Annotated in this window: 13 protein-coding genes; 7 read left to right on the top strand and 6 right to left on the bottom strand. The window is 67.8% G+C overall.

The window, feature by feature from the left end:
- Positions 1-30: 30 nt before the first annotated feature.
- The 5 genes from KCH48_RS39955 to pstB all read left to right on the top strand — a co-directional run bounded on the left by KCH48_RS39955 (position 31) and on the right by pstB (position 4,792).
- The gene (locus KCH48_RS39955; protein ID WP_210582541.1) at positions 31-453 is read left to right on the top strand and encodes an NUDIX hydrolase; all 423 of its coding nucleotides are present in this window, start codon (positions 31-33) and stop codon (positions 451-453) included.
- Positions 454-674: 221 nt separating this feature from the next.
- Complete coding sequence (pstS, locus tag KCH48_RS39950) at positions 675-1,799, top strand: phosphate ABC transporter substrate-binding protein PstS (protein ID WP_210582540.1); 1,125 nt, start codon at positions 675-677, stop codon at positions 1,797-1,799.
- Between the two features lie 104 nt (positions 1,800-1,903).
- A complete protein-coding gene (gene pstC, locus KCH48_RS39945; protein ID WP_210582539.1) occupies positions 1,904-2,905 on the top strand; it encodes a phosphate ABC transporter permease subunit PstC in 1,002 nt (333 codons plus the stop codon).
- Positions 2,902-3,963: a phosphate ABC transporter permease PstA gene (gene pstA, locus KCH48_RS39940; RefSeq protein ID WP_210582538.1), complete on the top strand. Its 1,062-nt coding sequence runs from the start codon at positions 2,902-2,904 to the stop codon at positions 3,961-3,963. The genes pstC and pstA overlap by 4 nt, the downstream gene beginning before the upstream one ends.
- A 52-nt stretch (positions 3,964-4,015) precedes the next feature.
- Complete coding sequence (gene pstB, locus KCH48_RS39935) at positions 4,016-4,792, top strand: phosphate ABC transporter ATP-binding protein PstB (protein ID WP_210582537.1); 777 nt, start codon at positions 4,016-4,018, stop codon at positions 4,790-4,792.
- A gap of 240 nt (positions 4,793-5,032) precedes the next feature.
- On the opposite strand, the gene KCH48_RS39930 is transcribed toward pstB, so the two are convergent.
- Together KCH48_RS39930 and KCH48_RS39925 are read right to left on the bottom strand one after the other, a co-directional pair.
- Positions 5,033-6,031 (bottom strand): inorganic phosphate transporter, encoded by a 999-nt coding sequence (locus tag KCH48_RS39930; RefSeq protein WP_210582536.1) that lies wholly within the window; start codon positions 6,029-6,031, stop codon positions 5,033-5,035.
- A gap of 9 nt (positions 6,032-6,040) precedes the next feature.
- Positions 6,041-6,661: a DUF47 domain-containing protein gene (locus KCH48_RS39925; protein WP_210582535.1), complete on the bottom strand. Its 621-nt coding sequence runs from the start codon at positions 6,659-6,661 to the stop codon at positions 6,041-6,043.
- A gap of 227 nt (positions 6,662-6,888) precedes the next feature.
- On the opposite strand from KCH48_RS39925, the gene KCH48_RS39920 reads away from it, so the two are divergent.
- Positions 6,889-7,245: a metal-sensitive transcriptional regulator gene (locus KCH48_RS39920; RefSeq protein ID WP_246886631.1), complete on the top strand. Its 357-nt coding sequence runs from the start codon at positions 6,889-6,891 to the stop codon at positions 7,243-7,245.
- A gap of 64 nt (positions 7,246-7,309) precedes the next feature.
- On the opposite strand, the gene KCH48_RS39915 is transcribed toward KCH48_RS39920, so the two are convergent.
- Together KCH48_RS39915 and KCH48_RS39910 are read right to left on the bottom strand one after the other, a co-directional pair.
- Complete coding sequence (locus KCH48_RS39915; protein ID WP_210582534.1) at positions 7,310-7,489, bottom strand: hypothetical protein; 180 nt, start codon at positions 7,487-7,489, stop codon at positions 7,310-7,312.
- 135 nt (positions 7,490-7,624) lie between these two features.
- A complete protein-coding gene (locus KCH48_RS39910; protein WP_210582533.1) occupies positions 7,625-8,458 on the bottom strand; it encodes a hypothetical protein in 834 nt (277 codons plus the stop codon).
- 429 nt (positions 8,459-8,887) lie between these two features.
- On the opposite strand from KCH48_RS39910, the gene KCH48_RS39905 reads away from it, so the two are divergent.
- Positions 8,888-10,453, top strand: coding sequence for an FAD-binding oxidoreductase (locus KCH48_RS39905; protein ID WP_210582532.1), 1,566 nt, complete (start codon positions 8,888-8,890; stop codon positions 10,451-10,453).
- 126 nt (positions 10,454-10,579) lie between these two features.
- On the opposite strand, the gene KCH48_RS39900 is transcribed toward KCH48_RS39905, so the two are convergent.
- Together KCH48_RS39900 and KCH48_RS39895 are read right to left on the bottom strand one after the other, a co-directional pair.
- On the bottom strand, positions 10,580-11,287 hold the full coding sequence (locus KCH48_RS39900) for a phosphatase PAP2 family protein (protein ID WP_210582531.1): 708 nt from the start codon (positions 11,285-11,287) through the stop codon (positions 10,580-10,582).
- A 280-nt stretch (positions 11,288-11,567) separates the two neighbouring features.
- The gene (locus KCH48_RS39895) at positions 11,568-13,937 is read right to left on the bottom strand and encodes an excinuclease ABC subunit UvrA (RefSeq protein WP_210582530.1); all 2,370 of its coding nucleotides are present in this window, start codon (positions 13,935-13,937) and stop codon (positions 11,568-11,570) included.
- Between the last annotated feature and the right edge of the window lie 127 nt (positions 13,938-14,064).

The raw sequence follows: 14,064 nt of genomic DNA, 5'->3' as shown, positions 1-14,064 counted from the left end.
CGCGCCCTCTGAGGAGGCGGTGGAGCCCCGGTGACTCACACGAACGACGGCGTCGTCCAGGCGGCCGGCTGCGTCCTGTGGCGCCGTTCGCCGGTGGACGGTGAGCTTGAGATATGCCTCGTGCACCGACCAAAATACGACGACTGGTCCCACCCGAAGGGCAAGCTGAAGCGCGACGAGGAACCGCTCGCGGGCGCCGTACGGGAAGTGGCGGAGGAGACGGGTTACAGCGCGGTGCCGGGCGCCGAGCTGCCCGCCGCCCACTACTTCACGGCCGGCCGCCCCAAGCAGGTGCGCTACTGGGCGGCCGAGGCGGGACCCGGCACCTTCACCCCCAACGACGAAGTGGACCGCCTCCTGTGGCTCTCCCCGACGGCCGCCCGCGACCGGCTCACCCAGCCGAGGGATCGCACCCTCGTGGACGCGCTGTTGGACGCCCTTCGCCTGGCATAGTCCGGAATCGCCCCGTGTCCTCAACGTAAGCCTTCCGTGACCTAACCACACCGACGGCAGGGGTTCACCCTCCGTTCATTTTCAGCCATTGGCGGCTTCACCTGATCTGCCTACTTTCGGCCTTACCTGATGACGGGTGCGCCTCGATTACGCGCCCGTTTCAACCAGTCTTTCGCACGCCGCCGATTCAGGACGGCGGCTCCTGGAAGGAATTTCCTCAAGTGAAGCTTCAGCGCAAGAACCGGCGGGCTCTCGCTCTCGGCGCGATCGCGTTCTCCGGCGCCCTGGCCCTCACGGCGTGCGGCTCGGACGACACCGGCAACAGCAACGGCGGCGACGCCTCCGCGACCGCCAACGCCGGTTCGATCAAGTGCGACGACGCCAAGGGCCAGCTGCTCGCCGATGGCTCGTCCGCGCAGAAGAACGCTATCGACGCGTGGGTCAAGCAGTTCGCGGCCGCCTGCCCCGGCGTCCAGATCAACTACAAGGGCGGCGGCTCCGGCGCCGGCATCACCGCGTTCAACCAGGGCACGGTCGCCTTCGCCGGTTCGGACTCCGCGCTGAAGCCCGAGGAAGTCACCGAGTCCAAGAAGGTCTGCTCCGGCGGCCAGGGCATCGACCTCCCGATGGTCGGCGGCGCGATCGCCCTCGCGTACAACGTCGAGGGTGTCGACGACCTGGTCCTGGACGCGAAGACGATCGCCCAGATCTTCAGCGGCAAGATCAAGACCTGGGACGACGCGGCGATCAAGAAGCTGAACCCCGACGCCAAGCTGCCCAGCACCAAGATCCAGGCGTTCCACCGCTCGGACGAGTCCGGCACCACGGACAACTTCACCAAGTACCTGGGCGCCGCCGCCAAGGCGGACTGGACCTACGGCGACGGCAAGGCGTGGGCCGCTCCGGGCGGCCAGGCCGCGTCCGGTTCCTCCGGTGTCGCGCAGAGCGTCAAGCAGACCTCCGGCGCGATCAGCTACATGGAGGAGTCGTACGCCAAGGAGATGTCGACCGTCGCCATCGACACGGGCGCCGCTGAGCCGGTCAAGCCCAGCTCCGACAGCGCCACGGCCGCCATCGCGGACGCCGAGGTCGTCGGCACGGGCAAGGACCTCGCGCTCGAGATCAACTACAACACCAAGGCCGACGGCGCCTACCCGATCACCCTGGTGACCTACGAGATCGTCTGCGACAAGGGCAACAAGTCCGAGACCCTGCCCACCGTCAAGTCGTTCCTCACCTACATCGCCAGCGAGGACGGCCAGGGCATCCTCGCCGACAACTCCTACGCTCCGATCCCCGACGAGATCATCGCCAAGGTCCGCACCACCATCGCGGGCCTGAGCTGACCTGAGCGTGCGGCCCGGTCCCGCTGAGGGGCCGGGCCGCACCGTCCGGTGCACCGCCGCCATGGAGCCGTACGCCAGTGTGGCTCCGCAGACCGGAGAACCCGATGGACATAGCCACACAAGACACACCTCCCCCCGCACCCCAGCCGACCGAGGCAGAGCGCAAGCGCGCCGCCCGCGGTGCCACCCGCCCCGGAGACCGGATCTTCCTCGGTCTCGCCCGAGGGTCCGGCATCTTCCTGCTGGCGATCATGGCCGCGATCGCGGTCTTCCTCACCTGGCGTGCCGCCATCGCCATCAGCAAGAACGAGGGCAACTTCCTCACGACCTTCGAGTGGAACACCGGCACGCAGCCGCCGGTCTTCGGCATCGCGGTCCTGGCCTACGGCACGGTCGTCTCCTCGATCATCGCCATGGCCATCGCGGTCCCGATCGCCGTCGCCATCGCGCTGTTCATCACCCACTACGCCCCGCGCAAGCTCAGCGGCCCGATCGCGTACGTGATCGACCTGCTCGCCGCCGTACCGTCCATCGTGTACGGCCTGTGGGGCGCCCTGATCCTCGTACCGCAGATGGACGGCCTCTTCGGCTGGCTGAACGACTACTTCCGCTGGACCGGCATCTTCTCCTGGGAAGAGGGCCCGGCCCGCTCGATGCTCACCGTCGGCATCCTGCTCGCGATCATGATCCTGCCGATCATCACGAACGTCAGCCGTGAGGTCTTCAACCAGGTCCCGCAGATGCACGAGGAGGCGGCGCTGGCCCTCGGCGCCACGCGCTGGGAGGTCATCCGCATGTCGGTGCTGCCCTTCGGCCGCTCCGGCGTGATCTCCGCATCGATGCTCGGCCTCGGCCGCGCGCTCGGCGAGACGATGGCCGTCGCCACCGTGCTCTCCCCGGACTTCCTGATCCACGGCAGCCTGCTCGACCCGGGCGGCGGCACCTTCGCCCAGAACATCGCCGCCAAGTTCCCCGAGGCGGACGAGTTCGGCCAGGACGCGCTCATCGCCTCCGGTCTGGTCCTGTTCGTCATCACCCTGCTGGTCAACGGCGCGGCGCGCATGATCATCGCCCGTCGCAAGGAGTTCTCGGGGGCCAACGCATGAGCACCACCGCCATCAACAACAAGCACCGCGGCTCACTCCACGGTGACCGGCTGCCGAAGTGGTTCCCGTGGGCGCTGGCCGCGGGCTCTGTCGCCGTCTCCGTCGGCCTCAGCCTCGCCACCGGTATCGACAGCAAGATCCAGTGGGGTCTGATCGCCGCGATCCTCTTCGTCATCGGTACGTTCGTCATCGCCGGACGGGTCGAGGGCAGCCGCCAGGCCAAGGACCGCATCGCGACCTCGCTGGTCTGGGTCGCCTTCCTGCTCGCCGTGGTGCCGCTCGCCTCGCTGATCTGGGCGACCATCGAGCGCGGTACCAAGGTGCTCGACGGATACTTCCTCAGCCACTCGATGGGCGTCGTCGCCGACACCGAGCCGGGCGGCGGCATCTACGCCGCCATCATCGGCACCCTCGAGCAGGTCGGCATCGCCACCCTGATCGCCGTGCCGGTCGGTGTGCTCACCGCGATCTACCTGGTGGAGTACGGGCGCGGCAACCTCGCCCGGGCCGTCACCTTCTTCGTCGACGTGATGACCGGTATCCCGTCGATCGTCGCCGGTCTGTTCATCCTCAGCCTTCTGCTCATCTTCGACATGGGCTTCTCCGGCTTCGCCGGCGCGCTCGCGCTGACGATCCTGATGATGCCGGTCGTGGTCCGCTCCACGGAGGAGATGCTCAAGCTCGTCCCGAACGAGCTGCGCGAGGCATCCCTGGCGCTGGGCATCCCGAAGTGGCGCACCATCCTGAAGGTGGTCCTGCCGACCGCGATCGGCGGTATCACCACCGGCATCATGCTGGCGGTGGCCCGTATCGCCGGTGAGACCGCGCCCGTACTGTTGCTGGTGTTCGGCAACCCGTTCATCAACAACAACCCCTTCGAGGGTGCGCAGGCGTCGCTGCCGCTGTACATCTACCAGCAGTTCAAGAACAGCGCCGGATCGGGTGCGGCGTACGACCGTGCCTGGGCCGCGGCCCTCACGCTGATCGCCTTCGTGATGATCCTGAACCTGGCAGCCCGCGGCATCGCCCGCTGGAAGGCGCCGAAGACCGGTCGCTGACGCGGCCATACAGCGACCGATCTCAGATTTCCCGAAAGAAGCAGTGATACCCATGGCCAAGCGAATCGACGTAAGCGGGCTCAACGCCTACTACGGCTCCTTCCGCGCCATCGAAGACATCTCGATGACCGTCGAGCCCCGTTCCGTGACCGCCTTCATCGGCCCCTCCGGCTGCGGCAAGTCCACGTTCCTGCGCACGCTCAACCGCATGCACGAGGTGACGCCGGGCGGCCGGGTCGAGGGCAAGGTCATGCTCGACGACGAGAACCTGTACGGCGCCGGGATCGACCCGGTGTCCGTGCGGCGCGAGGTCGGCATGGTCTTCCAGCGTCCGAACCCGTTCCCCACGATGTCGGTGTACGACAACGTGGCGGCCGGCCTGAGGCTCAACGGCTCGTACAAGAAGTCCGCGCTGGACGACGTCGTGGAGAAGTCCCTCAAGGGCGCCAACCTCTGGAACGAGGTCAAGGACCGCCTGAACAAGCCGGGTTCGGGCCTGTCGGGTGGTCAGCAGCAGCGTCTGTGCATCGCGCGGGCGATCGCGGTGGAACCGAACGTGCTGCTGATGGACGAGCCCTGCTCGGCCCTCGACCCCATCTCCACCCTCGCCATCGAGGACCTGATCGGCGAGCTGAAGGAACGCTTCACGATCGTCATCGTGACGCACAACATGCAGCAGGCGGCCCGGGTCTCCGACCGCACCGCCTTCTTCAACCTCGCCGCCGTCGGCCAGCCCGGCAAGCTCATCGAGATCGACGACACGGAGCGCATCTTCTCCAACCCGTCGGTCCAGGCCACCGAGGACTACATCTCCGGCCGCTTCGGCTGACAGACCCCTCGCGGTGCTGCATGGCGGTGCCACCGCGAGGCCGATAAGGGCCCGCTCCCCGGGTTACCGGGGGGCGGGCCCGTCGTCGTACCGCTGGTACCGCTGCCATAGCTGCGGGCATCCGCACCGCCGAGCTGCGGGCATTCGTGCCGCCTGGGGCGGCACGGGTGGGCGCAGGCGGCACCCCGTCAGCGCCGGGCCGCGCGACCCACCCCACAGCAACCCCCACCCACGGGACCGCTACAGAAACGCCAGGCTCACAACCCCATACGCCCCCGCAGCCACCACCGCAGCCGCCGGCATGGTGATGAACCACCCCAGCACAATGTTCTTGGCGACACCCCACCGCACGGCGTTCACCCGCTTCGTCGCCCCCACCCCCATGATCGCCGACGTGATCACATGCGTCGTAGAAATCGGCGCCCGGAACAAGAACGCCGTAGTGAACATGATCGCCGCCCCGGTCGTCTCCGCGGCGAACCCCTGCGGCGGATCCAACTCGATGATCTTCCGCCCCAGCGTCCGCATGATCCGCCACCCCCCGGCATACGTCCCGAGCGACAGCATCACGGCGCACACGATCTTCACCCACACCGGAATCGGATCGCCGTAGTCCTCGACATCGGCGATGACCAGCGCCATCACCACGATGCCCATGGTCTTCTGCGCATCCTGCAGACCGTGCCCCAGAGCCATCCCCGCCGCGGACACCGTCTGCGCAATCCGGAACCCCCGCTTGGCCTTGTGCGGATTCGAGCGCCGGAAGATCCACATGATCGCCGTCATCACCAGATACCCGACCACCAGCCCCACCACCGGCGACACGAACATCGGAATGACGATCTTCTCCAGCACCCCGTCCCAGTAGACGGTCGTCCCACCCGCCAGCGCGGCCCCCACCATGCCGCCGAACAACGCATGCGAGGACGACGAGGGCAGCCCGTAGTACCAGGTGACCAGATTCCAGGTGATCGCCCCGATGAGCGCGGCGAAGAGGATCCCCATCCCCTTCGACCCCTCGGGTGTCTGAATCAGCCCTTCACTCACCGTCTTGGCGACCTCGCTGCCCAGAAAGGCACCGGCGAGATTCATCACGGCCGCCATCGCCAGCGCGGCCCTGGGAGTCAGCGCACGCGTCGACACCGACGTGGCGATGGCGTTGGCCGAATCGTGGAAGCCGTTGGTGTACGTGAAGAAGAGCGCGACCAGGATGGTCACGACCAGCGCGAAGGTGTCCATGGCGTGGGCTCAGGACTCCTTGACGGCGATGGTCTCCACCGTGTTCGCCACATGCTCGAACGCGTCGGCCGCCTCTTCCAGCACATCCACGATCTGCTTGAGCTTCAGCACCTCGATCGCGTCGTACTTGCCGTTGAAGAGATGAGCAAGAAGCTTTCTGTGGATCTGGTCGGCCTGGTTCTCCAGCCGGTTGACCTCGATCCAGTACTCGGTGAGGTTGTCCATCGTCCGCAGACTCGGCATCGCCTCGGCCGTCAGCTCCGCCGCCCGCGCCAGCACCTCGATCTGCTGCTCGACGCCCTTGGGTAGTTCCTCCACGTTGTAGAGGACGACGAGGTCGACGGCCTCCTCCATGAAGTCCATGATGTCGTCGAGGCACGAAGCGAGCTTGTAGATGTCCTCACGGTCGAACGGCGTGATGAACGAGGAGTTCAGCTGGTGGAAGATCGCGTGTGTGGCATCGTCACCCGCATGTTCCGCGGCCCGCATACGCTCTGCGATCTCGGCCCGGCCGGCGGTGTCCGCCCCGAGCAGTTCCATCAGGAGTTTCGAGCCCGTGACGATGTTGTCCGCGGACGCGGCGAACATGTCGTAGAAGCTCGTCTCCCTGGGGGTCAGACGAAAGCGCACGTGGGGTCCTCAGGATGCTTCGGTTTCGGACAGGCTGATGCTAGGCACATCATCCGGCCATGGCTAATGGGCCGTCCCCCAGTGTCACCCATCGCGCAAACTGATCCGCACAGGGGCGTACCAAGGCTTCGGTCCTGGCTTCTGCCTGCGGCATTGGCCAACAGCCCTATACCCAGCAAAGTTCGGTACGATATACCCAGTAGGGGTATATGTGTCTGGAGGACGCGATGACGACCACCGAGGCCGGCGCGGGAGTGCCCTCCGAGGCCACCCCGGCCGTGGTCACCGACCACGACCGCGGGATCCACGGCTACCACAAGCAGAAGGACGAGCACCTCAAGCGCCTGCGCCGGATCGAGGGCCAGATCCGCGGCCTGCAGCGCATGGTCGACGAGGACGTCTACTGCATCGACATACTCACGCAGGTGTCCGCCTCCACCAAGGCCCTGCAGTCCTTCGCCCTGCAGCTCCTGGAGGAACACCTGCGCCACTGCGTCGCCGACGCCGCGGTCAAGGGCGGCGAGGAGATCGACGCAAAGGTGGAGGAAGCAACGAAAGCAATCGCCCGCCTCCTACGAACGTGAGATTCTCGCGCCCCTTTAGGGGCGCGGGGAACTGCGCGACCAGCCACAACGAACCCGCAGAGACCTACTGGCCCCCAGCGGACCGCTCACGCGCTTCCGCCACTTTCAGCACCTCGTCGATGCTCTCCAGGCTGAGCCGGTCCTCCGCGGCGGACGCCGCGATGATCAGGTCTCCGCACAGCTCGATCTCGGCGAGGGCCACGTGGTCCTGAACTGCCGTACCGCCGACCGGAGCCACGTGCATCACCTCTTCTCTGCCGTCACCGACTTCCTAGAGTAGGGAGCGGCCTACACAACGCGCATGGCACGGAAGGGCTAGTTCTTGACGCCCGTCATGCATCCGCGCACCTTTCCGCACGGCTTCCCCGTGGGCCCCCGCTCACTCCTCGGCGATCTTCCCGGCGTAGATGTCCCCGGCCGCCGGCAGTTCTACGTCGACGGGGGCCCCGAAGTCGTACAGCAGCGTCGTCGAGGCGACCGCGACGGTGTTCTGCTGCTGTCCGTTGACGAAGCTGAACCGGTGCCGGATCTTGCGGATGCGCCCCTGTTCGTCGAGGTAGACGTCGAACGGCACGGTGGCCCGGGCGAACCCTTTCGCCGCCGCGGTCAGCGCTTCCTGGTTTCCTGCCGAGGCCTCCTGCGCCGCCTCAGCGAGATCGGCGGTCCCCCGGTAGTGCCGTACGGCGGTCCCCGCGACCTCGGTCTCCCCCACATACGTCGCCGTCCGCGTCCCGCGCAGCAGCTCGGCGGCGGCGAACGGGTCCGTGGCACCGCCGGTGACGAGGTTGCCGTCGGACAGTGTGGCGGTGTCCACGCGCACCCATTTGTCGGCGGGCACCCCGGCCCCCCGGTTCTTCATGAACAGCGCGCCGGGGGCGAGGAGCTCGGTGATCGACCGGTGTTCCCGGCTCCCCGCCGGATCCTGCGGAAGCAGCACCTTCAGCCGCCCGAGCTGCCGGGAGAAGTCGTAGACCCCTTCTCCGCGGATGGTGACGCGGGTCCCGCCGGTGGCCATCTCCATGGAGGTACGGGCCTGGGCGCTGCCGGCGTCCACGAGCCGGTCGGCGGCCCGGTCCAGGGCCTCGACGGGATCGGCGGCCGCGCGCGCGTCCTCCGCGGCGGCTCCGCCGGAACACCCGGTGGCACAGGCGCAGACCATGAGTCCCGCGACCCCCGCCGCTGTCCGCCACTGTCGCCGCTGCCGCTCCGCCATCGCCTGCCTACCCCCAGCCGCTACGTCCGTCCCGGGCCCCTTGTCGTTCCGGATAACGACGCGTCGGTGGCCTCGTCACGCCGACCGAACGCGGACGGCGAGCAGAGAAACCGTTTACCCAGGCTGGGTACGGTGGAGGACGTGGCGCAGCACGAAGGCCTGAATTCCCGCCAGGCACACCCGGAACATCGGACGACAACCGTTGACCAAGGCAAGTTCTGCACAGCGCGGTGCAGCTGCGGCTGGCGCGGCCCGGCCCGCAGAGCCCGCAGCATGGCCAGGACGGACGCGGAGGGGCACGCGAACGCACCCGGGCAGTAGCGCAGCCTGTCCTGTGACATGACCGCGTTCTTGTCACAGGGCAGGATGCTGTGGAACCCGAGACTCCGGGGCCCCGTCTCGCTCCACGGAAGCCGACGGGAGGCGCACATGGAACGGCGTACGTTCATCGGAGGCGGCGCGGCCGCGCTCGCGGGGTTGACGACAGCCGCGTGCAGCGGCGGGGGCACCTCGGGTGCGGCCCGCACCACCAGCGCCGCCACCACGGGCATGTCCACGTCCACCTCCACCGGCGCCGTACCCGCCGCCGCGAAGACCTGGTCCGGTCTGGCCGAGGACCTGGACGGCACCCTGGTCCGCCCCGGCGAGCAGCAGTGGAAGGCGGCCCACCAGCTCTACAACACCCGCTTCGACAGCTTGAAGCCGGTCGCGGTGGCGTACGTGGCTCACGCGGACGACGTCCGTACGGCCCTCGCCTACGCCCAGGCCCACGACCTCAAGGTGGCGATCCGCAACGGCGGCCACTCGTACGCGGGCTGGTCGTCCGGTGATGGCCGGCTGATCGTCGACGTGTCGAAGCTCAGCCGGGTCCGCGCGAGCGGCGGTACGGCCGTGGTCGGCGCCGGCGCCAAGCTGATCGACGTCTACCGCGCCCTCACGGCCAAGGGCGTGACGGTCCCCGGCGGCTCGTGCCCGACAGTGGGAATCTCCGGCCTCACCCTGGGCGGCGGCCATGGCGTGGTCTCCCGGGCGTACGGCCTGACCTGCGACAGCCTCACCCGGGCGACGCTGATCACGGCGGACGGCAAGCAGCTGACGGCCAGCGCCTCCGAGAACAAGGACCTGTTCTGGGCGCTGCGCGGCGCGGGCAACGGCAACTTCGGTGTCGTGACGGAGCTGGAGTTCAAGACCCACCCGGCGCCGCAGGGCGTGTCGGCGTATATGAGCTGGCCGTGGTCAAAGGCGGCGGCGGTGGTGCGGGCCTGGCAGGCGTGGGGTCCCAGCCAACCCGACGAGATCTGGTCCTCCCTGCACCTGGCCAACGCGGCGGGCGGCACCCCGACCATCTCCGTCGCGGCGTTCTCCCTCGGCACCTACGGCGAACTGCAGAACGCGGTGGACCGACTGGCCGACCGAATAGGCTCCCCGGCGACCAGCGTCTCCCTCAAACGCCGCTCCTACGAGGCCTCGATGGAGCTCTATGCAGGCTGCTCGTCCTTCGCCTCGGACGCCCAGTGCCACCTCCCGGGCTCCACCCCCGGCCGCTCCCCCGAAGGCGCCCTGAACCGCGAGACATACGCGGCGAAGTCGGCCTTCTTCGACGCCTCACTCCCGACGAACGGCATCCAGCAACTCCTCTCCCAACTCACCTCGATCCGAGGAGGCGCCGGCAGCATCCAGCTCACGGCCCTCGGCGGCGCCGTCAACCGCGTCTCCCCCACCGCCACAGCCTTCATCCACCGCCGCTCCCGCATGCTGGCCCAGTACGTCGCCTCCTGGCGAGCCGGCACCCCCGGCACAACATCCCAGACCTGGCTAACGGCGGCCCACACGGCAATGCAGCCCTACGCTTCGGGCGCGGCCTACCAGAACTACACAGACCCAACCCTGAAAAACTGGCGCAAGGCGTACTACGGCGACGCCGCACCCCGCCTCCAGCAACTGAAGAGGCAATACGACCCGAAGAGGTTCTTCACATACCCACAGGCGCTGTAGCCAACGCCGCCGTCCCGCTGAGCTGCGGGCATGCGTGCCGCCTGGGGCGGCACGGGTGGGCGCAGGCGGCACCCCGTCAGCGCCGGGCCGCGCGACCCACCCCCGCCCAGCCCCCACGCCGTTCAGCTACGCCGCGAGGTCCCGCTCAGCCGCGTCCGCCGACTCACTCCGCGCCCCCGGAATCACCGCTTGCTCAGTCCCCGCGGCTCTCCCCCGCCCCCTGATAAGCCAAGACGCCCTGCCCGACCCCTCAGCCGCCTTCATCACCGGCGTAAGCAAAGCCATGGCCAGCGGCGACAGCAAAAGCACCACAGCCGTACCGAGCGCAAACCCACCCACGACGTCCGTCGGATAGTGCACGCCCATAAGAACCCGGCAATACCCCTCAACAAAGGCCAGCAAGATCCCCGCAACACCGAATTTCCGGTTCGCGACGAACAGCCCGACCCCCATCGCCATGGCAATCGTCGCGTGATCGCTCACAAAGGAGAAATCGGTCTTCCCGTCCACCAGAACGTCCAGCCCCTGATGGTCGAGAAACGGCCGACGCCGCTCCACAAATCCCCGTATCGGCACATTCACGAGCACCGCGATCCCCGCAGCGAGCGGCGCCCACACCAACGCGGCGACAGAAGCCGCAGCGTCCTCCCCACCCCGCCGCCGCACAGCCCACCAGCACCAGAGCACCAGCAGCACCATCACGATCAGCAGCCCGAACTCACCGAGGAATTCCACACCCCGGTCGAACCACCGGGGCGCGTCCTTGGCCAGGCCATTGATGTCGTAAAGCAGCTCGACGTCGGGGTTCGACCCGGATTCGGCGAGTCCAGCCATGATGCACGGCCCCTTCGTCGTCTCTCCCCGGCGTACCTGTGCGCACGCCGAACCGCCACCCCCGTGGATGTAGATCCGCTTCCGCCGGACGTCCGCTCGGCTACGTCACCAGGAACGCACGGCTCCTGTTAATACGTTCCACACTCCACCGAATGATCACGCAGACGTTATCGAAGAGAGACTCATCACCGCAGCTCAGGGGGGTGGTTGACGCTCAGTTCAGGGATCGGTTCAGGCCAATTCGGCCAGGGTTTCCCATTCCGCTCCGACCGCTCGCCGGTCAGCCTCCGACGTACTCCGCGAGGTGCTCACCAGTGACGGTGGAGCGATCCGCGACGAGATCGGCGGGCGTGCCCTCGAACACGATTCGGCCACCGTCGTGCCCGGCACCGGGTCCGAGATCGATGATCCAGTCCGCGTGCGCCATGACCGCCTGGTGGTGCTCGATGACGATGACGGACTTGCCGGAGTCGACAAGCCGGTCGAGGAGGCCGAGCAGCTGCTCGACATCGGCGAGGTGGAGGCCGGTCGTCGGCTCGTCGAGTACGAAGACGGAACGGTCGCCGCCCTTGTCGCCCATGTGCGTGGCCAGCTTGAGCCGCTGCCGCTCGCCGCCGGACAGCGTGGTGAGCGGCTGGCCGAGGGTGAGATAGCCGAGCCCGACGTCGGCGAGCCGGTCGAGGATGGTGTGCGCGGCGGGCGTACGCGCCTCGCCCGCGCCGAAGAACTCCTCGGCCTCGGTCACCGACATCGCCAGCACCTCGCTGATGTCCCGCCCGCCGAGCCGGTACTCGAGCACCGACGCGTCGAACCGCTTGCCCTCACAGTCCTCGCAGGGCGTGGCGACGCTCTGCATGATCGCCAGGTCGGTGTAGATGACACCGGCGCCGTTGCAGGTGGGACAGGCGCCCTCGGAGTTGGCGCTGAACAGCGCCGGCTTCACGCCGTTCGCCTTGGCGAAGGCCTTGCGGATCGGTTCGAGCAGTCCGGTGTACGTCGCCGGGTTGCTGCGCCGGGAGCCCCGGATCGGCGTCTGGTCGACCGCCACGACACTCTCGCCGGCGGGGATGGAGCCGTGCACGAGCGAGCTCTTGCCGGAGCCGGCGACACCGGTGACGACGGTCAGCACCCCGAGCGGGATGTCGACGTCGACGCCCTGGAGGTTGTTCGCGGTCGCGCCGCGGATCTCCAGCGCGCCCTTCGGCGTCCGCACCGTCTCCTTCAGCGCGGCCCGGTCGTCCAGATGGCGCCCGGTGATGGTGTCCGAGGCCCGCAGCCCGTCGAGGGTGCCCTCGTAACAGACGGTGCCGCCCGCCGTACCGGCGCCGGGGCCGAGGTCGACGACATGGTCCGCGATCGCGATCGTCTCCGGCTTGTGCTCCACCACGAGCACGGTGTTGCCCTTGTCCCGCAGCCGGAGCAGCAGGTTGTTCATCCGCTGGATGTCATGGGGGTGCAGCCCGATGGTCGGCTCGTCGAAGACGTACGTCACATCGGTGAGCGAGGAACCAAGATGGCGGATCATCTTGACGCGCTGCGCCTCACCGCCGGACAGCGTGCCCGCGGGCCGCTCCAGCGAGAGATAGCCGAGGCCGATCTCCACGAACGAGTCGAGGCTCTGCTGCAACGCGGCCAGCAGCGGCGCCACCGACGGCTCCTTGAGACCGCGAACCCATTCGGCCAGGTCACGGATCTCCATCGCGCAGGCGTCCGCGATGCTGATCTTCCCGATCTTCGACGACCGGGCACCTTCGCTGAGCCGGCTGCCGTCGCACTCGGGGCAGGTGGTGAAGGTGACGGCCCGCTCCACGAACGCCCGGATGTGCGGCTGCATCGCCTCCTTGTCCTTGGACAGGAACGACTTCTGGATCTTGGGGATCAGCCCTTCGTAGGTAAGGTTGACGCCGTTGACCTTCACCTTCCGCGGTTCGCCGTAGAGGAAGTCCTGCATCTCCCGCTTGGTGAACGTACGGATCGGCTTGTGCGGGTCGAGGAGGCCCGACTGGGCGTAGAGCCCCACCGTCCACTGACTGTCCGACTTCCAGCCCGGGATGGTGAACGCGCCGTCGGCCAGCGACTTTGAGTCGTCGTAGAGCTGCGTGAGGTCGATGTCGGTGACCTTGCCCCGGCCCTCGCACCGCGTACACATCCCGCCCGTGCGCTGGTACGTCGCCTTCTCCGCCTTGGTCTTGCCGCCCCGCTCGACGGTGATCGCACCGGCCGCCTTGACCGTCGCGGTGTTGAACGAGTACGCGCTGGGCGGCCCGATGTGCGGCTTCCCGAGCCGGCTGAACAGAATCCGCAGCATCGCGTTCGCATCGGTGGCGGTACCGACCGTGGACCGCGGATCGGCACCCATCCGCTGCTGATCGACGCTGATCACAGTCGTCAGCCCATCGAGCACATCGACCTCGGGCCGCGCCAGATTCGGCATAAAACCCTGCACGAACGCGCTGTACGTCTCATTGATCAGCCGCTGCGACTCCGCCGCGATCGTGTCAAAAACCAGCGAACTCTTCCCCGACCCGGACACCCCGGTGAACACCGTCAGCCGCCGCTTCGGTATCTCAATACTGACGTCCTTGAGATTGTTCTCCCGCGCACCATGCACACGGATCATGTCGTGAAGGTCAGCAGCGTGAGGCGTCATCGAGTCTCCAAATCAAGGAACGGAACAACAGCGCCCCGATAGGGGCGCGGGGCTGTATCAATTTGCGGCTCCGCCGCGTGGGCGCGACCAGCCACAACAAACCCGCAGCCAACCGACAACCAGACCG

This window comes from Streptomyces sp. GESEQ-4, assembly GCF_017948455.1.
In the GTDB taxonomy this organism is placed as follows: Bacteria; Actinomycetota; Actinomycetes; order Streptomycetales; family Streptomycetaceae; genus Streptomyces.
This window is presented reverse-complemented; position numbering and strand designations above follow the sequence as displayed.